Genomic DNA, 20,075 nt, shown 5'->3' with positions numbered 1-20,075 from the left:
GAGGGGTTTGCCGGGCGCTACACCAGGTCGGGCGAGTCCAGCAGGTCCGTCACGAGGGCGGCGATGGCGGAGCGCTCCGACCGGGTCAGCGTGACATGGGCGAACAGGGGGTGGCCCTTGAGCCGCTCGATGACGCTCGCGATGCCGTCGTGGCGGCCGACCCGCAGGTTGTCGCGCTGCGCGACGTCGTGGGTGAGCACGACGCGGGAGTTCTGCCCGATGCGGGAGAGCATCGTCAGCAGCACGTTCCGTTCGAGCGACTGGGCCTCGTCGACGATCACGAACGCGTCGTGCAGGGACCGACCGCGGATGTGCGTGAGCGGCAGCACCTCGATCAGCCCGCGTTCGACGACCTCGTCGAGGACGTTGTCGGACACCACCGAACCGAGGGTGTCGTAGACCGCCTGTGCCCACGGGTTCATCTTCTCGCCGGCGTCACCCGGCAGGAATCCGAGGTCTTGGCCGCCGACGGCGTACAGCGGCCGGAACACCATGATCTTCTTGTGCTGCTGCCGTTCGAGCACCGCTTCGAGCCCGGCGCAGAGGGCGAGCGCCGACTTGCCGGTGCCCGCACTGCCACCCAGGGACACGATGCCGATCTCGGAGTCGAGCAGCGCGTCGATCGCGAGGCGCTGCTCGGCGGACCGGCCGCGCAGCCCGAACACCTCGCGGTCGCCGCGCACCAGCGCCACGGAGCCGGCGGTGTGCACGCGGCCGAGGGCCGAACCGCGCTCGGAGTGGATGACGACGCCGGTGTTGACCGGCACGCCGTCGAGCTGGACGGACCGGATCTCCTCCTTCTCGTACAGGTCGGCCATCTGCTCGCCGGACACCTGCAGGTCGGCGATGCCGGTGTAGCCGGAGTCGACCGCGAGCTCGGCGCGGTACTCCTCCGCCGCCATGCCGATCGAGGATGCCTTGACGCGTAGGGGCAGGTCCTTCGAGACGACGACGACGTCGAGCCCGTCGTTCTGCAGGTTCGAGGCGACGGCGAGGATGCGGGAGTCGTTGTCGCCGAGCTGCAGCCCGGACGGCAGGACGGACTGGTTGGAGTGGTTCAGCTCGACGCGGAACGAACCGCCGTCACCGAGCGCGATCGGGAAGTCGAGCCGTTCGTGTTCGATGCGCATCTCGTCGAGCAGCCGCAGGGCCTGCCGTGCGAAGTACCCGATCTCCGGGTCGTTGCGCTTCGACTCGAGTTCGCTGACGACCACCACGGGCAGGACGACCGCGTGCTCGGCGAAGCGGAACAACGCCCGCGGATCGCTGAGGAGCACCGATGTGTCGAGCACGTACGTGCGCTGGGCGACCGACGTGGACGAGTCCGCGGTGGGCTGGTGCTGGGTTCCGCGAGAGACGTTCTGAGAGGTCACGACCACTCCATCCCCGGGCCGCGAGCAGCCCGGTCCATGTCCTCGAACGCGGCCGTGGAGCGGGTCCCGAAGCACCGACTGTGGCCGCTTCGATCGGGCGCGGTGCCCGATGGGGACAACGTACGTCCGGCCTCCGACACCCCGCCAGCGACACGCGGTCCCCGGCGTTACGGTCACGTGAACAACCCGGCGTTCTGCACGTCCACACCCGCGAAAGCGACAGATCTCCGCGAACCGTTCGCGGAGATCTGTCGCTCTGGCGGAACTCTGCTACTGCAGCGTGGCGTACGAGACGCAGGCGTCCCGGAACATGTCGAGCGTCTCGTCGGTGGTCGACGCGAACACCGACACCCGCGCGACGCCGAGCCGCGTGGTCGCGGTCACGCCGTGGTTGTGCAGCGCCGCGGACAGCGCCGTCAGGCGCCCTTCGGCCGGCCGCAGCACGACGATGCCGGCGCGCTCGCGCGGGTCGCGACTGGACTCGACCTCGAGCCCGAACTCGTCCGCGATCGCGAACACGCGCTCGACGCGCTCGGTCACGCGCTCCTGCACGGCGGCGACACCGACGGCGGTCAGTCGGTCCAGCGACACCGCCAGGCGGGCCTGCGCGATCGGGTCGATGCGGGTCATCTGGTACCCGGCGGCACCGGGGCGCACGGCGGGGACGTCGACGGGCCAGCCGGTGGTGCCGTGCGGGCCCGACAGCGCCGGACGCAGGCGGTTCAGGGCACGGTCGCTGAAGGCGGTGAAGCCCGTGCCCCAGCCGGCGTGCAGCCACTTCTGGCCGCCCGTCGCGACGACGTCCGCGATCTCGTACGGGGCGTCGACGACCCCGAAGCCCTGGATCGCGTCGAGGATCAGCAGGCGGTCGCCGATGACCTCGCGGATGCCGGCGAGGTCGGCCAGGTAGCCGGTGCGCCAGTCGACCAGCGAGACCGCCACGGCCGTCACGTCGTCGGTCAGGCGCTCCTGGATGAGCGAGGGGGTCATCCACCCGGCGCCGGACTCGATGACGACGGGCTGGACCCGGCCGCCGGTCGCCGAGGCGGCGCTCGCCAGCGCGAGCGGCAGCGACGGGTACTCGTCCGCCGACACCAACACCCCGCCGGTCAGGCCGAAGGCGGTGTGCAGCAGGCCGGGGGTGGTGGCGGTCTGCGAGACGACCTGGTCCTCGCGGCGACCGACCAACCGGGCGGCGACCGTGCGGACGCGGGCGTCCTGCTCGTCGAGCGTCTCCATGGCGCCGAAGCGCATGTGCTCCTGGATCGTACCGAGCACGCGCTGCTCCTCGAGCACGGCGGTCTGCACGGGGCCGAACGCAGCGTGGTCGAGGTAGCCGGGGTCTTCGGAGAAGCCGGCGGCGTACTCGTCGATGTTCACAGGTGGTGCACCTTTCGCGGGGTGGAACCCTGTGAGCCTACTGGGACGGGGCTGCCGTGGCCGAACCGACGCGGGACGTGGCCAGCGCGTCAGCAGCCTGGGCGACGTCCGTCGGTCAGCCGCCGAAGCGTCGCGACCGGAGCCCGAAGTCGCGGACGGCGCGCAGGAAGTCGACCTCGCGCAGGTCGGGGTAGAGCGCCTCGACGAAGTAGAACTCGCTGTGTGCGCTCTGCCACAGCATGAAGTCGGACAACCGCTGCTCGCCCGAGGTCCGGATCACCAGGTCGGGGTCGGGCTGGCCCTGGGTGTACAGGTGGTCGCCGATGAGCTCGGGGGTCAGGACCTCGGCCAGGGTGTCGATCGTGCCGCCGCCCGCGCCGTGCGATTCCACGATGCTCCGCATGGCGTCGGCGATCTCACGGCGTCCGCCGTACCCGACGGCCAGGTTGATGTGGAGGCCGGTGCGGCCGGCGGTGCGCTCCTCGGCCCGGGCGAGCGCGGACACGAGCGAGTCGGGCAGGCCTTCGTTCGACCCGACGTGCTGGACGCGCCAGTCCGTGGTGTCGGCCAGGACCCCGGCCAGGTCGCCGATGATCCCGACGAGCTCGCTGAGTTCCGCTCCGGCACGCCCGGTCAGGTTGTCGGCGGAGAGCAGGTACAGCGTCACGACCTCGATGCCGAGCTCGTCGCACCAGGTCAGGAACTCGGGGATCTTCGCGGCGCCGGCGCGGTGGCCGTGTGCGGCGGACTCGAGCCCGAGCTGCTTCGCCCACCGACGGTTGCCGTCGACGATCATGGCGACGTGCTTGGGCTTCGCGCTGCCCTCGATCTGGCGGCGGATGCGGCTCTGGTAGGCGCGGTAGAGGATCCCTCGTCCTGCCCATCCCACCCTGCCGGTCACGCACCGAGCGTAGTGCACCGTCGGTCGGAGCGTCCCGAGTGCGGCTCCCCCGGAACTCGTGGCATCCGTTCGGGCGCGGGGCTTACAGTCGCACCATGCAGGACGAGCACGAGACCGCCACCCTCCCCCACGTCCCGTTCACCGAAGAGGCCGCGACGACCACGGAGGACACCCGCCCCGCCTGGCGCGGCTGGATCCACCTCGGCGCGTTCCCGTTCGCCGTCGCGATGGGCATCGTCCTCATCGCCCTTGCCGACAGCACGGCGGCGAAGGTCGGCAGCGCGGTGTTCATGGCGACGTCGCTGGCCATGTTCGGGGTCTCCGCGACGTACCACCGGTTCCCGTGGGGGCCGACCGTCAAGGCGGTGCTCAAGCGCATCGACCACACGAACATCCTGCTGCTCATCGCCGGTACCTACACGCCGATCGCCATCTGCGCCCTGCCGCACACCCTGATGGTGGTCGTGCTCTGGGTGATGTGGTCCGGGGCGGCGCTCGGGATCGCCTTCCGGGTGCTCTGGATCAACGCGCCGCGGTGGCTGTACGTGCCGATCTACCTGGTGCTCGGGTGCGCGGCGCTCGGGCTGCTGCCGCAGTTCTTCGCGGCGAGCGTGCCGATGACGGTGCTCGTGCTGTCCGGCGGCGTCGCCTACATCATCGGGGCGCTGGTCTACGGCTTCAAGCGGCCGAACCCGGTCCCCACCCAGTTCGGCTTCCACGAGGTGTTCCACGCTCTGACGGTGGTGGCCTTCGGCGCGCAGTGGGTCGGCGTGCTCATCGTCGCCCTGGACCCGGTGCGCTGACCGTCCGTCGCACGTTCCTTCCCAGAACGGGTGCGATGCCTCGTCGTTCCGGGCGTACTCACCCGGAACTTCGGACCAGGTACGCCCGATTCGACCAGGAACGCCCGGTTCCGGCGGGTGCGCTAGCGCGTCAACCGCGCTCGGTGTCGTCCCCGACGTCGGCTCGGCCGTCCTCCGCCGCACGCCGCTCCGACTCGTCCGTCGCCGGACCGTCGACCGCGGTGCCGTTCGCTTCCGCCTCGAGACGCTCGCGGATCTCCGACCGGTAGCGCGTCCGCCGGATGCGTCGGGTCATGTCGACGACCAGGACGATCGTCGCGACGGCCACGAGCGCGATGGCGATGAAGCCGACGACACCCGGGGTGACGTTCACGTCCGGTACGACGCTGGGGCTGGGACTGGGGGTGGCGGCGAGTGCCGCCGCGATGGAGCTCACGGGGTCGGTTCCTTGTCGGCTGGGATCCCGGCGAACAGGTCGGTCTCCGGGAGCTCGGTCGGCACGCGGGCCTCCACGAGCTGGTAGTCCTCGGTCGGCCACACCGTGGCCAGGAGGTCGTTCGGCCAGTAGAAGAACGCGCTGTCCGGCGCCACCTGGCTGGCGTGGGCACGGAGCGCGGCGTCGCGGTGGTCGAAGTACTCGTGCACGTCGACGTGCGTGGTGGCGAGGTCCGGTCGGTCGGCGAACCGCTCGACCCACTCGCGCAGCTGTTCGATCGCGGGGCTGTCCGGGTCGCGCTCCTGCAGCGCCTCGAAGATCGTGCTGAAGCGTCGCGGGTTCATCGTGCGCTCGTAGTAGAGCTTCGCGATCGACCACGGTTCGCCGGCGCCGGGGTACGCAGCGGGGTCCGCCGCGGCGGTCCAGGCGGCGACGGACACCTCGTGCGTGCGGATGTGGTCGGGGTGCGGGTAGCCGCCGTTCTCGTCGTAGGTGACGAGCACGTGCGGGCGGAAGCGTCGGATGACCCGGACGAGCGCCTCGGTGCTGTACTCGAGCGGCACGGTCGAGAAGGTGCCGGGTCGGACGGTCTCACCCTTGTCGGCGTCGGGCAGACCGGAGTCGTGGTAGCCGAGCCACAGGTGGTCGACGCCGAGGGCTGCCTGCGCGGCGGCCATCTCCGTGCGGCGGTACCCGGCCATGTCGCGGTGCGCACGGCTGGTCGCCGGCTCGCCGAGCTGGTCGTTCAGGATGTCGCCGGCCTCACCGCCCGTGCAGGACACGACGAGCACCTCGTGCCCCTCGGCCACGTACTTCGCCGCGGTCGCCGCCCCCTTGCTCGACTCGTCGTCGGGGTGGGCGTGGACGGCCAGCAAGCGGTACGGCACAGGACTTCCTCACGTGTGGTGAGCGTGGGCGAGCGGGGACGGGAAGTGCACAGCGACGCGTGAACTACCCTGGGATCAGGATAATCACCCCGGGAGCCCCGAACTGTCCGAACAGCACCACGCCGCCACCCTCGACGACCGCTACGGCCGCACCCCGGCCCGCGCGCGCCGCAGCAAGGCCGTCGCGATCGTCGCCGCGATCGCCGTCGTCGTGGTCTTCGCCGCCTGGGTGATCTGGGCGGGTCTGGACCAGTCCGACCGCGGCCTGACCGACGACGTCGTGGGGTACGAGGTCCTCTCCCAGCACAGCACGGTCGTGCACTCGCAGGTCTCCGTCGACCCGGGGGTCCGCGCGAAGTGCGCCGTCCAGGTCCTCGACAAGAGCTACTCGATCGTGGGTTGGAAGGAGATCACCCTCGCCCCGTCCGAGCAGCGCACGCGCAGCGTCAGCACCGAGGTGACGACGACGACCCGTGGCGTCACCGGCTTGATCCACGACTGCTGGATTCCCTAGACTGACCGGATTCGCCTCTCGAGACCGACCACTCGGCCGGTCTCGTTTTTTCATGGTCGAAGGGACAGAAGATGAGCAACGACACGCAGGTCACCTGGCTGACCCAGGAGGCGCACGACCGTCTCCAGGCGGAGCTCGACGAGCTGAGCGGCGAGGGCCGTGCCGAGATCGCGCGCCGCATCGAGGCCGCTCGCGAAGAGGGCGACCTCAAGGAGAACGGCGGCTACCACGCCGCCAAGGACGAGCAGGGCAAGATCGAGGCGCGCATCCGCGTCCTCACGAACCTCCTCAAGCACGCCACCGTCAGCGAAGCCGTCTTCGACGGCACGGTCGAGCCCGGCACGGTCGTCACCGCCGTCATCGCGGGCGACGAGTCGACCTTCCTGGTCGGTAGCCGCGAGATCGTCGCCGAGGGCTCCGACCTGACGGTCTACAGCCCGGTCAGCCCCGTCGGCGCTGCGATCGTCGGCCTCAAGGCCGGCGACAAGGCCACCTACACGGCGCCGAACGGCAAGGAGATCGCGGTCGAGGTCGTCAAGATCGAGCGCTACGAGCCGTAGACCCAGCCCACTGCAGACGGGAGGCCCGTGGCGACACCGCCATGGGCCTCCCGTCTGTCCGCCGGTCGCGTCCACGGCCCGCGTCGACTCGCAACGACACCACCGCCGTCGTACGACAGCGACGCTGTCGCTCCCCAGCGGCCGCAACGGTTGCACGCGCGCAAGAACGACGTCCTCGATGTCGCACGACGTCGACGTTGTCGCACCGCCCGTCGGCGCGGGGCTAGTGCTCGAGGAGCTCCGGGCGGAAGCCGACCTCGTGCAGGCGCTGGATGACCTCCTGCGCGTGTTCGGGGCCGCGGGCCTCGATCGACAGGTCGAGGGCGACCTCGTTGATGACCAGGCCCTGTCCGTGGCGGGTGTGCAGGACCTCGACCACGTTCGCACCGGCGTCCGAGATCACCTGCGCGACCCGTGCGAGCTGGCCCGGACGGTCCGGCAGCATGATGCGGATGCCGATGTACCGTGACGCGGCGACCAGACCGCGGGTGATCACGCGCTCCATCATGAGCGGGTCGATGTTGCCGCCGCTCAGCAGCACGACGGTGCGCCCGGTGTCGCGGACGGCACCCGACATGATGGCGGCGACGCCGACGGCGCCGGCAGCCTCGACCACGAGCTTGGCGCGCTCGAGCAGCACGAGCAGGGCTCGGGCGGTGTCGTCGTCGGAGACCGTGACGATGTCGTCGACCAGGTCGCGGATGATCGGGAAGTTCAGGTCACCGGGGCGGGCGACCGCGATGCCGTCGGAGATGGTCGGCTTCGTCGTGATGGTGACGGGTTCGCCGGCGCGGATCGACGACGGGTAGGCGGCGGCGTTCTCGGCCTGCACCCCGATGACCTTGATCGGGCGTCCGAGCCGCTCGGCCATGCCCTTGACCGCGAGGGCGATGCCGGAGATCACACCGCCACCGCCGATCGGCACGACGACGGTGTCGACGTCGGGCACCTGGTCGATGATCTCGAGACCGAGGGTGCCCTGACCGGCGATGACGGCCGGGTGGTCGAACGGCGGGATGAAGACCGCTCCGGTGTGCGCGGCGAAGTCCTTCGCGGCGCTCAGCGCTTCCTCCACCGAGTGGCCGCGCAGCACGACCTCGGCACCGTAGTGGCGGGTGGCCTGCAGCTTCGGCAGCGCGACGCCGACCGGGGTGAAGATCGTCGCCGGGATGCCGAGCTCGCGTGCGGCGAGGGCGACGCCCTGGGCGTGGTTGCCGGCGCTGGCGGCGACGACGCCCTTGGCGCGCTGTTCCGCGGACAGGGTCGACAGACGGTTGTACGCGCCGCGGACCTTGTACGCACCGGTGCGCTGCAGGTTCTCGCACTTCAGGTGCACGGGCGACCCGAGCAGTTCGGCCAGGAACTGCGAGGTCTCCATCGGGGTGACGCGCGCGACGCCCGAGATGGTCTCCCGTGCCGTCTCGATGTCCGCGAGGGTGGGGATCGCGGCGAGCGTGTGCTGGGAGGCGCTGGTGTCGGTCACTCCCCCATCATCGTCGTTCCGGGCGTCTGCGGCGAACCCGTGACACGAGGGATCGTGCAGCGTCAGCCTGCCGTTCCCTTGACCGCGGTCGGCTGCTCGTCGCTGCCGGGCTTCGGGACGTCACCGCGGCGCTCCCGCAGCTTCAGGATCCGGCGCCGACGCTTCGTCCGGACGTTCTCGTCGTGCGCCTCCTGCTTGGCCTCGCGCACGTGGTCGGAGTCCATCGTCTTCCAGCGGCCGCTCGAGATCGTCGTGACCATCGAGTTCACGGTCGCGATGAGCGGGACGGCGAAGAACGCGCCCGCGATGCCCGCCAGGCCCGAGGCCGCGGTGACCCCGAGGACGACGGCGAGCGGGTGCACCTTGACGGCGCTGCCCATGACGAGCGGCTGCAGGATGTGCCCCTCGACCTGCTGCACGATGAGGATGACGACGAGCATCCAGACCGCGGCCACCCAGCCGTTGAACACCAGGGCGACGAAGACCGCCAGGAACCCGGTGACGATCGCACCGACGACCGGGATGAACGACCCGAGGAAGACGAACACGGCGATCGGCACGACGAGCGGCAGCTGCAGGATCGCGGCGCCGATGCCGATGCCGACGGCGTCGACGAACGCGACGAAGATCTGCACGCGGATGAAGCTCGTCAGCGTCGTCCACCCCGCAACACCCGCGCCGTCGATCGCGCTGCGGGCGTTCTTCGGGAAGAGCCGGACCGTCCAGCGCCAGACGTTCTTGCCGTCGATGAGCAGGAAGATCACCGTGAAGATGACGATGAACAACCCGGTGAGGATGTGCGTCAGCGACGACCCCGCGCTGGCCACTCCGGACAGGATCGAACCGGAGTTGCTCTGCAGCCAGTCGGTCGCCTGGTTGAGGTAGGAGTTCAGGTCCTTCTGGCTGATGCCGAGCCCGGACCCGAGCACGAAGTCGCGGATGTTGTCGTACTGCGACAGCGTGCGGTCGCGGAGCGACGGGTACGCGGCGGCGATCTGGTCGACGACGAGCCAGATGAGCGCCCCGACGGCGGCGAGTCCCCCGACCAGGCTGACGATGACGGCGACCCACTTCGGCACGTGGTGTCGCTGCATCCAGTTCGACAGCGGGACCAGGAGCGCGGCGACCACGATGCCGATGAGGAACGGGATGAGGATCTCGCTGAAGAGCGTCACCAGGTAGATGACCACCGCGACGACGCCCACCACGACGAGGATGCGCCACGACCACGCACCGGCGATCCGCATTCCGGGAGGCACCGCGTCATCGACGACGACGGGATCGGTGTGCGGTGTCTTCTTGCCCCAGGCCATGGGCCGATCCTAGCGATGCGCTCGACGTCGCGTTCCAGATACGGCATACGTTCCGACGCCGTGCTGTCGGCAGGGTTCGGTAGCGTCGGCGCATGGTCAGGTCCTCGCTCTCCGCTGCCGAAGCCCGCCGCGTCGCCCTCGCCGCGCAGGGGTTCGGTCGGCCGCCGGCGACGGACGTCACGACGCGCGCGGTGAACGCCGCCTTCGCCCGCCTCGGGCTGCTGCAGATCGACTCCGTGAACGTGTTCGAACGCAGCCACTACCTGCCGCTCTTCGCACGCCTGGGGGCGTACGACCGGTCCACGCTCGACCGGCTGACCCTCGGTCGGTCCGGCCCGTACACCGAGTACTGGGCGCACGAGGCCGCCCTCATCCCGCGCGACGACCTGCGGCTGTTCCGCTGGCGGATGGACGCCCTGCGGCAGCGCGACGCCGGCCCGACCCGGATCGACGGCGTCACCCGCACCGCCGAGGTCCGACGCGAGCTGCACGCGCTGCTGCGTGCCGAGGGGCCGATGCGTGCCAGCGCGGTCGAGCACGAGTCGAACGTGCGCCGTGGACCGTGGTGGGGCTGGAGCGACGTGAAGACCGGGCTCGAGCAGATGTTCCGCTGGGGCGAGACCGTGAGCGCCGGGCGGTCGGGGTTCGAGCGCGCGTACGCCCTGCCCGAGCAGGTCCTGCCGGCCGGCTTCCTCGAGACGGCGCCACCGCGCGCCCACGCCGTCCTCGACCTCGTGCGGCACGCCACCCGCGCCCTCGGCGTCGGCACCCGCGCGGACATCGCCGACTACTACCGGCTGCGGTCGGACGACACCGCGGCCGCCATCGCGGAGCTGACCGCCGCCGGCGAGCTCCAGCCCGTGCGGGTCGAGGGCTGGGGCGAGCGGGCCTGGCTCCACCCCGACGCCCGGGTGCCCCGACAGCTCACCGCCGACGCCGTGCTCAGCCCGTTCGACCCGGTCGTGTGGTTCCGCCGCCGGGCGGAGCGCATGTACGGGTTTCACTACCGGATCGAGATCTACACACCGGCGCCGAAGCGGGTCTTCGGGTACTACGTGCTCCCCGTGCTGCAGGACGACCGGCTCGTCGGCCGGGTCGACCTGAAGAGCGACCGGCAGCGGGGCGTGCTTCGGGTCCGGACCGCGTGGCAGGAACCCGGCGAGCACCTCGATGCCGAGCGGCTGGCCGAGACCCTCCGACGCACCGCCGCGTGGCAGGGACTCGACGCCATCGAGGTCACCGATCGGGGCACGGCCGCGGCGGCCGTCGCCGGCGCGCTCGGCCTCCCGCTGGTCCCCCACGAGGCCGTGGACGACGCCGATCCCCCGGAACCCGCCGAGCAACTCGACGCAGCGGAGGCCTGACCGGCGTCAGAAGCGGTCGGCGTTCGCCCGCAACCGCGCGATGCGGTCCGGCAGCGGCGGGTGCGTGGAGAACAGCCGGTCCATCACACCGGGGCGCATCGGGTCGGCGATCCACAGGTGGGCCATCGACGAGTTCTGCGTCTGCATCGGGCGACCGTACGCGCCGAGCTTCTCGAGCGCCCGTGCGAGTCCCTCCGGATGGCGGGTCGTCATCGCACCGGTGGCGTCGGCGAGGTACTCGCGCTGCCGGGACACGGCGGCCTGCACACCCGCTGCGGCGATCGGCGCGACGACGACGGCCACGATGCCGGCGATGAGCAGCACGGGATTCGCGCCGCCGCCGTTGTCGGAGTTGCGGTTCCGGCCGCCGGACAGGCCGCTGAAGATCGAGATGCGCAGGAGCACGTCGGCGATCAGGCCGACGGCCACCACCAACCCGAACACCATCGTCGAGACCCGGATGTCGTAGTTCCTGACGTGGCCGAGCTCGTGGGCCATCACGCCCTGCAGCTCCTGGTCGTCCATGATCTGCAGCAGCCCGGTCGTCGCGGCCACCACGGCGTGCTCGGGATCACGCCCGGTGGCGAAGGCGTTCGGCGACGGGTCCTGGATGACGTAGACCCGAGGCATCGGCATGCCGGTCGAGATCGCCAGGTTCTCGACCGTCCGCCAGAGCCGCGGTTCGGAGGTGCGGTCGATCTCGATGCCGCCGGCGATGGCGGTCGCCTGCCGAGCGGCGAAGAAGTACTGCAGCACCGCGTAGCCCAGGGCGACCGCGAGGACGATGACGCCGATCGAGACGTTCCCGGCCAGGTAGCCGCCCAGGAACCCGAGCGCGCCGATGATCAGCAGGAAGACCAGGACGATGACGACGGTGTTGCGCTTGTTCCGCGCGATGGCGCTGTACACGGCAGCTGCGGGACTGGGGTCAGAACTGGACGCGCGGCGGCTCGGCGATCGCTGCCGGCTCGGCCGTCTCGAAGAACGTCGCCTCGGCGAAGCCCCGCCGCTTGGCGAACGTGGAGTTCGGGAAGACCCGGATCTTCGTGTTCAGCTCGCGCACGCCGCCGTTGTAGAAGCGCCGGGCGGACTGGATCTTGTCCTCGGTGTCGACGAGCTCGGTCTGCAGCTGCAGGAAGTTCTGGCTCGACTGCAGCTGCGGGTACCCCTCGGCGACCGCGAACACGCTCTTCAGCGCCTTCTGCATGTGCCCCTCGGCCGCGGAGGCCGTCCCGGCGTCTCCGGCCGTGAGGGTCTCCGAGCGCGCCTTGGTGACGTCGTCGAAGACGGCCTTCTCGTGGGTGGCGTACCCCTTGACCGTGTCGACGATGGTCGGGATGAGGTCGGCACGCCGCTTCAGCTGCACCGAGATGTCGCTCCAGGCCTCGTCCACCCGGACCTTGAGCGTGACGAGGGAGTTGTACGTCACCCAGAGGTAGATCCCGATGATGACCAGGATCACCACCACCACTCCGACGACGATCAGCGTCGTGACGAGTCCGGTGTCCATGTGGGGGTGCTCCTTCTCGCGTTCGGATCCGCGGTGCTGCGTGGCCTGAACGGCCGTCGTGAAGTCTACCGACGCGTGCGCGGTGCTCCCGTCGACCGCCAGGGTTCACGGGCGATTCCCGAGTCATGCACACCGGGCATTCGGGCTGACGGACGATCCGAGCCGGATGCCCGACATCATCCGCGAGGTGTATTGACCCGGCGGCCCACATCACGTGGGATGGACTCGGTGAGCACGCGCGGGGACAACGTGGACGACCGGGCCGTCGGGGGCGACGGCCCTCGTCGTCGTACCCGGTTCGTCGCACTCGCCTCGGCCACGGCGGTCCTCGCCGCAGCACTGCTGGCAGCGGCAGCCGCCCCCGCGTTCGCCGTCGCCGGCGCCGGCGCCGCGGACACCGAGCGCACCAGCGCCGCGACCACCGCGACCCCGCAGCCGGGCGAGCTCGTGGGCCCGCCGAGCAGCGGCCGCCCCGGCACCCCGACTCCCCCGCCCGCGTCCACCGGGCGACCTCCCGTCGCGCCGACCATCGCCGACCCGGGGGACGTCACGAGCAGCACCGCCCGGTTCCACGGCACCGGCACCCCGGCGCACGTGGTCCGCGTCACCGGCCCGGCGTCCACCGGGTCGGCCGGGTGCTCCGCGCAGGTGCAGGCGAACGGGTCGTGGGCCTGCCTGGGCACGGTGCGGTCGGGCCCCCAGCAGGTCTTCACGGTGCGTGACGTCACGACCCCGACCCAGCCGTCCGCGAGCGCTCCGGCGTCCGACGTCATCGTGCCGCCGACCGTCGCGTCCGACCACCCGACCAGCGGCGCACTGTCGGGCACCGGCTACCCCGGGTCCACCGTGCTCCTGTCGGTCTCCGGGTCGTCGTCGCAGCAGAGCGCCCCGGTCGGACCGGACGGTCGGTGGGTGGCCTCGCTCGCGCTGCGGTCCGACGCCACCGTCACGGTCACCGCGTCGCAGACCGCGAGCACGGCGCACGGCTACCGCTCCGACCTGCGCAGTGCGTCCTCGACCCCGGTGCGGGTCACCGTCGACCGCACCGCGCCGTCGGTTCCGCGGATCACGGCGCCCGACGACGGCGACCGCATCGGTTCGCGTGCCACGCTCGTCCGCGGCACCGGCGAGCCCGGCGCCGACGTGACCGTGTACGTCGACCGAGCACCGGTCTGCCGGGCCGCGGTGGCTGCGAACGGGTCCTGGTCCTGTTCGACCGCCGGGTCGCAGCTCCGGTCCGGCGGTCACGACCTCACCGCGACGCAACACGACGCCGCGGGCAACTACTCGCGGTCGTCCGCTGCCGTGCGGGTCACGGTGTGGTCGACGTCGGGCACCCCCACCGGGACGCCCGGCACCGACGGGGACGCACCCACGAACGGCACCGGCACCACGACCACGCCCGGCGACGGCCAGGAGCCCGGTGACACCGGCACCCCTGGCGGGCACGAGAACGGAAACGGCACCGGCAGCGGGACCGGCACCGGCACGAACGGGAACGGCGGCGGCGACGACGGCAGCGGCGGATCCGACGGCAGCGGTGGGTCCGGATCGGCGGCCGGACCCGGCGACGGCACCACGACGAGCGGCACCAGCGCACCCGGCGCGGCGGGCCCCGGCGGCGGCCACACCGACTGGTCCGGCCCCGCGGGCGACTGGACCGCAGCCACCGCCTACGACCGCACCGTGCCGACGATCCAGGCCGCGTTCTCGTGGCGGACCGTGCTCATCGCCACGGCCGTCGCCGCGGGCTTCCTCCTGCTCGTCGCCGCGCCCCTCGCCCTCGTCGCCGCGGCGGCCCGCGGTCGCATCCGGTCGCCCTTCGCCGGCCTGCTCGGGCGGAACCGCTCGCGTTCGGACCGCTCGGGAACGGACGACGTCCTGCCGACGTGGGTGTCGATCACGATCGCGGTGACCGTGGCCGCCCTCTGCACGCTGTTGGGCGTGGGCGTCTCGCTCGAGGCCCGCTACGTCCGCCTCGCGATCGCCGTGCTGCTCGGGACCACGGTGCTCACCGCCGCCGTGGTGCTCGTGACCCGGTGGGCGGCCGGACCCGACCACCGCGCTGTGGGCTTCCGGGTGTCCCCGTGGCTGGTGCTCGCGGCGCTGATCGCGTGCGGCATCACGCGGGCCGCCGACCTCTCCCCCGCCCTGATCGTCGGGGTGGTGCTCGTGCCGTCGGGTCGCCCCGACCTGGACACCGGAGCGCTGCGCCTCGGCTCGGCGATCGCCGCGGGTGCCCGGAGCGCGACCTGGCGGACGGTCGCCCTGCTCGCACTCGCGGCCTCCGGCTGGGTGCTGCACAGCCTGACCGCCGGCGGGGGCTTCTGGCACGCGCTGACGTCGGAGTTCGCCATCACCCTGTGCGTGGGCGGGGTCGGAGCCGTCATCGCGACGCTGCTGCCGTTCGCCGGGTCCGCCGGCAGCGCGCTCCTCGCGGCCTCACGCGGCCGGTACGTCGCGCTGGCCGTCGTCGCGGTCGCGCTCACCGCCGCGGTCTACTCGGGCCCGACGGGGACGCACGTGTCGCCGGTGCTGCTCGGCGCGGTCGGCGCGGCCTGCGTGGCGGGCGCGATCGGGGCCTGGTTCTGGGCGCGCACCACGCGACCGGACGCGCGCGCCTGACCCGCACCGGGCCTCCCGTCCGCCGTCCCCGCGCGGCGGATACAGTGACGAACGGTGCGTGACGCGCCGCTCGACCGCCCCAGGGAGCGATGATGACCGAGACCCGATCCGACTACGACCCGACGCGCTTCCGTGAGGTGTTCGAGGGCAGCTTCACGTACGCGAACGGCTTCGCGCGGAACACCCACCGCTTCGCGGGCCGCCCTGCGCTGCGCGAGCCGGACACGGGTCGGTCGTGGACGTACGCGGAGCTCGGCGACGCCGTCGACCGCATCGGCGGGTGGCTCGTCCGGCACGGCGCCGGCCGCGGTTCGGTCGTGATGGTCGAACTGTTCAACTCCCCCGAGTTCGCGATGCTCTACCTGGCGTGCCACCGCATCGGTGCGGTGTTCTCCCCCACGAACTTCCGGCTCGCGCCGGACGAGGTCGCCTTCATCATCGAGGACTCCGCACCGGTGGTGCTGGTGCACGACGCCAGCCGCACCGCCGAGATCGCCCGCGCACTCGAGACCTCGCCGCACCGTCCCGACCACCTGGTCGTCGTCGGTGGCGACGACCAGGCCGCACGCGACGACCAACACACGCACGACGCGCACGACGACCAGCCCGCACGCGGTGCGCGCGTCGCGTTCACCGCCCTCCTCGCCGCCGACCCGGTCACACCCGCCGAGCTCGCGGCCACCGAGCCCCGCAGCGCCTACGACGAGACCACTCGGCTCTACACCTCCGGCACCACGGGACGACCGAAGCCGGTGCCCCTGCCGAGCCTGGTCGAGGTGCTCAGCGCCCACGACGTCGTGATGCACTTCCCGCTCAGCCCGTTCGACAAGACCCTCAACATGTCGCCGCTGTTCCACCGGGGCGGCCTGTACTCGGGCGGTCCGAACCCGGTGTTCTACGTCGGTGCCGAGCTCACGACCCTGCGCCACTTCGACGCCGAGCGGGTGCTCGACCTGGTCGAGTCCGAGCGGCTGACGTTCCTGATCGGCGCACCCCCGAACCTGGTGCAGCTCGCGAACGCGCAGGAGGCGCGGCCCCGCGACCTGTCGTCGTTGCACGGCATCGTCACGATGGGCGCACCGCTCGACCGCGCTGCCGCACTCCGCTACCAGGAGCTCCTGTCCCCGCGGATCTTCAACGGGTACGGCACGACCGAGACCTTCTGGAACACGTTCCTGCGTCCCGAGGACTTCCCCGACGGCGCCGGCTCCACCGGACGTGCGTCGACGGACGACGACGTCGCCGTGGTGCGGGTCTACGAGGACCGCCTGGCCGACCCGACCGACACCGTGCCGAAGGACGGATCCGAGATCGGCGAGTTCGCGGTCCGGACCGTCAAGTCCGGCTACTCGTACCGCAACCCGGGGCTCGAGGCCGAGAAGTTCGCGAACGGCTGGTTCTACCCCGGAGACCTCGCGACGTGGGACGAGCACGAACGGGTGACGATCGTCGGCCGCAAGGACGACATGATCATCTCCGGCGGCGAGAACGTGCACCCCGTGCAGGTCGAGGCCGCGCTGCAGGAGCACCCGGGCGTCGCCGACTCGATCGTCGTCGGGATCCCGGAGGACCGCTGGGGCGAGGTCGTCACGGCGTACGTGGTCCGTGCCGCGGGACGACTTCCGGACGACGACGACGCCGCCGCTGCCGAACTCGAGGAGTGGACGGGCTCGCACCCCGGGCTCGCCCGCTACAAGCGGCCGCGGCGGTACCGGTTCGTCGACGAGCTGCCGTACAACGCCACGGGCAAGAAGGTGCACTACCTCGCGAAGGCGACGGCAGCGGAGGACCAGGCGGCGGGCCGGCTGATCGAGCCGTAGCGGGCTCTGCAGGTGAGCGGCGTCGGACGGGAGGCCCGTGGCGGCCCCGCCCCGCGCCTCCGGGCCGTCAGGCGGTCGCGTCCACCCCGCGGCTCGGCGCGTTCCGGGCGAACAGGCCCGGCAGCAGCCCGCCGATCTTGGTCCCGATGCACAGGCTGACGAAGGTCGCCAGGGGTGTCGCGAGGGACTCGGGGTCGAACGTCGCCACCGCCACCAGGCCGACCGTCCCCGGCACGAGCAGCAGGAACGCCGGGAAGAACGACACCGTCGCCGGGATCGCCGGCACGAGCCGCTCGAGCAACCGCGTCGCGACGAACAGCAGGGCCGCCGTCGCCCCCGTCGCGACGACGCTCCCCCACACCGGCGTCGTCCCGCTCACCAGGGCGTAGGCGGTGACCATGACCGCCACCGACACGAGCGTCAGCCGCCAGCCCGACCGGAACACCAGGCCGAGTCCGACCGCCAGGACCACCACGGCCACCCACGACACCCAGTAGGACGGGACGGACTCCCACCCCGCCAGGTCCGTGCCGACGCCGGCGACCTCGCCGACGAGCGCCGCCGAGGACGGGTCGACGTGCAGCCCGGTCAGTGCGCTGCCCGAGGCGATGCCCGCGGCCATGAACCCGAGCATGATGAGCCCCTGGACGAGCCGCGAGGACCCGGTGACGATGTCGGCCGCGGTGAGCTCGAGCAGCGCGTTGGTGATGAGGGCGCCGGGGACGAAGACCGCCACCGGCGCGCACACGGCGAAGAGCGGGACCTGCTCGAACCCGGTGGTGGCGGCGACGAGCCCGACGATGGCGGTCGACGCGAAGGCGGCCAGGAACGGGATGATCGCGACGGCCTCGCGGAAGCGGCGGAGCAGCAGGCCGATGACGCCGACGAGCGCACCGACCAGGAGCGCGAGCAGGATCGCCCACCACGGGCACCGGAAGACGACGGCGAGCCCGGCGGAGGTCAGCGCGTTGCCGAGGATCCAGGGCAGTGCGGGCGGCGGGACGGTACCGGCGCGGATGGCCCGGACCCGCGCGGGGATCTCGGCGAGGGCGATGGAACCGCTCTCCAGCCCGAGCACGACCCGGTTCGCGCGTGCGGCCTGGCGGGAGGACAGTTCGACGCCCTCGGCGTTGACGATGGTGGCGGCGCCCGTCGAGACCTCGCTCACCATCACGAGCGCCGGCAGGACCCCGATCGCCAGGGTCGGTCCGACGCCAGCGGCGTCGCGGGCCTTCTCGAGCGCCGAGCGGACGTCGGTGACGGAGCTGCCCGCATCGAGCAGCAGCGCACCCAGCGTGCCGAGGAGCATGCCGACGGGGACGGTCTCGCCGTCGACGACCTCGACGTGGGCCTCGGGCCGACGGAGGGCGTTCTGCAGGTTCGCGAGTGCGCTTCCGAGTCCGACCACGCAGGCGATCGTACTGGCAGCGACGCGCTGGGCGAGTCGCGTGGTACCCCCGGTGGGACTCGAACCCACAACTCAGCGATTTTAAGTCGCGTGCCTCTACCGATTGGGCCACGGGGGCGGGCCGCAACAGCCTACCGACGCCCTCGACGACGAGAGGCGGCCACCCCGAAGGGTGACCGCCTCTGGCGTGCTGTTGCCGGGACTACTTGGCGTCGGCCGGGGCCTTCACGGGCTCGGCCTCGTTCGAGACGTCCTCGGCGGGCTCGCCGTACGCCGGGCCGGCGGCACCGGCGGGCTTGCCCTCCTCCGGAGCGGTCGTGGGCTTCGCGGCCTCGACCGGGGCGGCGGGTGCCTCGGCGGCGGGCTTCGGACGGGACGCGAACGCCTCGAACGCAGCGCGCGGGGTCTCACGGTCGTCGAGCGACGCGATGTCGCGACCGAGGAAGAAGCCACCGACCCAGTCGCCGATGACGCGCCACTTGCGCTCCCACGACGGCATCGCCATGCCGTGGTAGCCGCGGTGCGCGCCCCACGCCAGGAAGCCCTTCATGGCGAACTTGCCGGACTGGAACACACCGATGCCGAGACCGAGACCCGCGACGGCGCCGAGGTTCTCGTGCTTGTAGTCGGTCGTGGCCTCGCCGCGGATCGTCGCGACCAGGTTCTTCGCGAGCTGCTTCGCCTGACGGACGGCGTGCTGGGCGTTCGGCACGCAGAAGCCGCCGACGCCACCACCGGTGAGGTCCGGCACGGCCGCGACGTCACCGCAGGCCCATGCGTCCGCGATCACGCCGTTGTCGTCGACGACGCGCAGGTCGGGCTGCACGCGGATGCGCCCGCGCTGCTCGAGCGGGAAGTCGGTGCCCTTGACCATCGGGTTCGCCATGACACCGGCGGTCCAGATGATGAGGTCGGACTCGATCTTCTCGATCGCGCCGTCGCTCGTCTTGAGCTCGCAGACGCCACCGACGGCCGAGGCCAGCTGGGTCTCGAGGTGCACGTTCGCACCGCGCTGCGCCAGGTTCTTGAGCACCCAGTGCGAGGTCTCGAGCGAGACCTCGGGCATGATGCGGCCCATCGCCTCGACCAGGTGGAAGCGGGTCTCGTCGAAGGACAGCTGCGGGTAGCTCTTCAGCAGGTCGGTGACGAAGGAGCGGAGCTCGGCGAAGACCTCGATGCCGGCGAAGCCGCCACCGACGACGACGACGGTCAGCAGGCGGTCACGCTCGGGACCGGCGGGAAGGTTCGCCGCCTTGTGGAAGTTCGTGAGGATCTTGTCGCGGATCGCCGCGGCTTCCTCGATCGTCTTGAGGCCGATGGCCTCGTCCGCGACGCCCGGGATCGGGAACGTGCGGGACACCGCGCCGGCGGTCATGACGATCTGGTCGTAGGACTCCTCCCACGCCTCGCCCTCGGCCGGGGTGATCGTGGCGGTCTTCGTCGCGTGGTCGACCTTGGTGACCTTCGCGGTGACGACGCGGGTGTTCTTGAGGTGACGGCGGTGCGAGACGACCGCGTGACGCGGCTCGATCGAACCGGCGGCGACCTCGGGCAGGAACGGCTGGTACGTCATGTACGGCAGCGGGTCCACCATGACGACCTCGGCTTCGCCCTGGCGAAGGTGCTTCTCGAGCTTCCATGCGGTGTAGAAACCGGCGTAACCGCCGCCGACGACGAGGATCTTGGGCACGGGGGATG

At 71.6% G+C, this 20,075-nt stretch carries 17 protein-coding genes and 1 tRNA gene; 6 read left to right on the top strand and 12 right to left on the bottom strand.

Annotation, left to right across the window (positions count from 1 at the left end; genetic code table 11):
• Positions 1 to 17 precede the first annotated feature (17 nt).
• From EDF63_RS11935 to EDF63_RS11925, 3 genes are all read right to left on the bottom strand, one after another.
• Entirely contained in the window at positions 18 to 1,379 is a 1,362-nt protein-coding gene (locus tag EDF63_RS11935) for a PhoH family protein (protein ID WP_185021407.1), read from the bottom strand.
• A 264-nt stretch (positions 1,380 to 1,643) separates the two neighbouring features.
• Positions 1,644 to 2,753: an aminotransferase class V-fold PLP-dependent enzyme gene (locus EDF63_RS11930; RefSeq protein ID WP_111084809.1), complete on the bottom strand. Its 1,110-nt coding sequence runs from the start codon at positions 2,751 to 2,753 to the stop codon at positions 1,644 to 1,646.
• A gap of 115 nt (positions 2,754 to 2,868) precedes the next feature.
• On the bottom strand, positions 2,869 to 3,654 hold the full coding sequence (locus tag EDF63_RS11925) for an isoprenyl transferase (RefSeq protein WP_185021406.1): 786 nt from the start codon (positions 3,652 to 3,654) through the stop codon (positions 2,869 to 2,871).
• A gap of 95 nt (positions 3,655 to 3,749) precedes the next feature.
• Here EDF63_RS11925 and EDF63_RS11920 point away from each other — a divergent pair, with 95 nt between their 5' ends.
• Complete coding sequence (locus tag EDF63_RS11920) at positions 3,750 to 4,457, top strand: hemolysin III family protein (protein WP_123313276.1); 708 nt, start codon at positions 3,750 to 3,752, stop codon at positions 4,455 to 4,457.
• A 130-nt stretch (positions 4,458 to 4,587) separates the two neighbouring features.
• Here EDF63_RS11920 and EDF63_RS11915 read toward each other — a convergent pair whose 3' ends face one another.
• Both EDF63_RS11915 and mca read right to left on the bottom strand, forming a co-directional pair.
• On the bottom strand, positions 4,588 to 4,893 hold the full coding sequence (locus tag EDF63_RS11915) for a hypothetical protein (RefSeq protein ID WP_111084812.1): 306 nt from the start codon (positions 4,891 to 4,893) through the stop codon (positions 4,588 to 4,590).
• Positions 4,890 to 5,780 carry a mycothiol conjugate amidase Mca gene (gene mca, locus EDF63_RS11910; protein ID WP_123313275.1) on the bottom strand — a complete coding sequence of 297 codons (891 nt, stop codon included), beginning with the start codon at positions 5,778 to 5,780 and terminating at the stop codon, positions 4,890 to 4,892. The genes EDF63_RS11915 and mca overlap by 4 nt, the downstream gene beginning before the upstream one ends.
• Positions 5,781 to 5,883: 103 nt before the next feature.
• Between mca and EDF63_RS11905 the strand changes: the two genes are divergently transcribed.
• The gene (locus EDF63_RS11905; RefSeq protein WP_123313274.1) at positions 5,884 to 6,294 is read left to right on the top strand and encodes a DUF4307 domain-containing protein; all 411 of its coding nucleotides are present in this window, start codon (positions 5,884 to 5,886) and stop codon (positions 6,292 to 6,294) included.
• 71 nt (positions 6,295 to 6,365) lie between these two features.
• Positions 6,366 to 6,854: a transcription elongation factor GreA gene (gene greA, locus EDF63_RS11900; protein WP_111084815.1), complete on the top strand. Its 489-nt coding sequence runs from the start codon at positions 6,366 to 6,368 to the stop codon at positions 6,852 to 6,854.
• A 223-nt stretch (positions 6,855 to 7,077) separates the two neighbouring features.
• Here the strand turns inward: greA and ilvA are convergent, their stop codons facing one another.
• Both ilvA and EDF63_RS11890 read right to left on the bottom strand, forming a co-directional pair.
• A complete protein-coding gene (gene ilvA / locus EDF63_RS11895; protein WP_123313273.1) occupies positions 7,078 to 8,337 on the bottom strand; it encodes a threonine ammonia-lyase in 1,260 nt (419 codons plus the stop codon).
• A 62-nt stretch (positions 8,338 to 8,399) separates the two neighbouring features.
• On the bottom strand, positions 8,400 to 9,650 hold the full coding sequence (locus tag EDF63_RS11890) for an AI-2E family transporter (RefSeq protein WP_123313272.1): 1,251 nt from the start codon (positions 9,648 to 9,650) through the stop codon (positions 8,400 to 8,402).
• A gap of 92 nt (positions 9,651 to 9,742) precedes the next feature.
• Here EDF63_RS11890 and EDF63_RS11885 point away from each other — a divergent pair, with 92 nt between their 5' ends.
• Positions 9,743 to 11,014, top strand: a complete 1,272-nt coding sequence (locus EDF63_RS11885) for a winged helix-turn-helix domain-containing protein (protein WP_123313271.1) — start codon at positions 9,743 to 9,745, stop codon at positions 11,012 to 11,014.
• Positions 11,015 to 11,020: 6 nt separating this feature from the next.
• Here EDF63_RS11885 and EDF63_RS11880 read toward each other — a convergent pair whose 3' ends face one another.
• Entirely contained in the window at positions 11,021 to 11,923 is a 903-nt protein-coding gene (locus EDF63_RS11880; RefSeq protein ID WP_111084819.1) for a M48 family metalloprotease, read from the bottom strand.
• A gap of 19 nt (positions 11,924 to 11,942) precedes the next feature.
• Positions 11,943 to 12,524 (bottom strand): LemA family protein, encoded by a 582-nt coding sequence (locus EDF63_RS11875; RefSeq protein WP_111084820.1) that lies wholly within the window; start codon positions 12,522 to 12,524, stop codon positions 11,943 to 11,945.
• A 228-nt stretch (positions 12,525 to 12,752) separates the two neighbouring features.
• Between EDF63_RS11875 and EDF63_RS11870 the strand changes: the two genes are divergently transcribed.
• Both EDF63_RS11870 and EDF63_RS11865 read left to right on the top strand, forming a co-directional pair.
• Positions 12,753 to 15,149, top strand: a complete 2,397-nt coding sequence (locus tag EDF63_RS11870) for an Ig-like domain-containing protein (RefSeq protein ID WP_148061772.1) — start codon at positions 12,753 to 12,755, stop codon at positions 15,147 to 15,149.
• 92 nt (positions 15,150 to 15,241) lie between these two features.
• Positions 15,242 to 16,969 (top strand): class I adenylate-forming enzyme family protein, encoded by a 1,728-nt coding sequence (locus EDF63_RS11865; RefSeq protein WP_123313614.1) that lies wholly within the window; start codon positions 15,242 to 15,244, stop codon positions 16,967 to 16,969.
• A gap of 67 nt (positions 16,970 to 17,036) precedes the next feature.
• On the opposite strand, the gene EDF63_RS11860 is transcribed toward EDF63_RS11865, so the two are convergent.
• The 3 genes from EDF63_RS11860 to EDF63_RS11850 all read right to left on the bottom strand — a co-directional run bounded on the left by EDF63_RS11860 (position 17,037) and on the right by EDF63_RS11850 (position 20,067).
• Positions 17,037 to 18,377: a threonine/serine exporter family protein gene (locus EDF63_RS11860; RefSeq protein ID WP_123313269.1), complete on the bottom strand. Its 1,341-nt coding sequence runs from the start codon at positions 18,375 to 18,377 to the stop codon at positions 17,037 to 17,039.
• A gap of 41 nt (positions 18,378 to 18,418) precedes the next feature.
• Positions 18,419 to 18,495, bottom strand: a tRNA-Leu gene (locus tag EDF63_RS11855).
• A gap of 84 nt (positions 18,496 to 18,579) precedes the next feature.
• Complete coding sequence (locus EDF63_RS11850) at positions 18,580 to 20,067, bottom strand: NAD(P)/FAD-dependent oxidoreductase (RefSeq protein ID WP_123313268.1); 1,488 nt, start codon at positions 20,065 to 20,067, stop codon at positions 18,580 to 18,582.
• Positions 20,068 to 20,075 lie beyond the last annotated feature (8 nt).

The organism is Curtobacterium sp. JUb34, assembly GCF_003755065.1.
In the GTDB taxonomy this organism is placed as follows: Bacteria; Actinomycetota; Actinomycetes; order Actinomycetales; family Microbacteriaceae; genus Curtobacterium.
The sequence above is the reverse complement of the archived record's forward strand: the minus strand, read 5'-3'. Positions and strand labels throughout refer to the sequence as shown.

Excerpts from the sequence above, each read along its gene's own strand:
- EDF63_RS11920 (WP_123313276.1), top strand. The coding sequence starts at position 3,750 with ATGCAGGACGAGCACGAGACCGCCACCCTCCCCCACGTCCCGTTCACC.
- greA (WP_111084815.1), top strand. The coding sequence starts at position 6,366 with ATGAGCAACGACACGCAGGTCACCTGGCTGACCCAGGAGGCGCACGAC.
- EDF63_RS11890 (WP_123313272.1), bottom strand. The coding sequence starts at position 9,650 with ATGGCCTGGGGCAAGAAGACACCGCACACCGATCCCGTCGTCGTCGAT.
- EDF63_RS11885 (WP_123313271.1), top strand. The coding sequence starts at position 9,743 with ATGGTCAGGTCCTCGCTCTCCGCTGCCGAAGCCCGCCGCGTCGCCCTC.
- EDF63_RS11875 (WP_111084820.1), bottom strand. The coding sequence starts at position 12,524 with ATGGACACCGGACTCGTCACGACGCTGATCGTCGTCGGAGTGGTGGTG.
- EDF63_RS11865 (WP_123313614.1), top strand. The coding sequence starts at position 15,242 with ATGACCGAGACCCGATCCGACTACGACCCGACGCGCTTCCGTGAGGTG.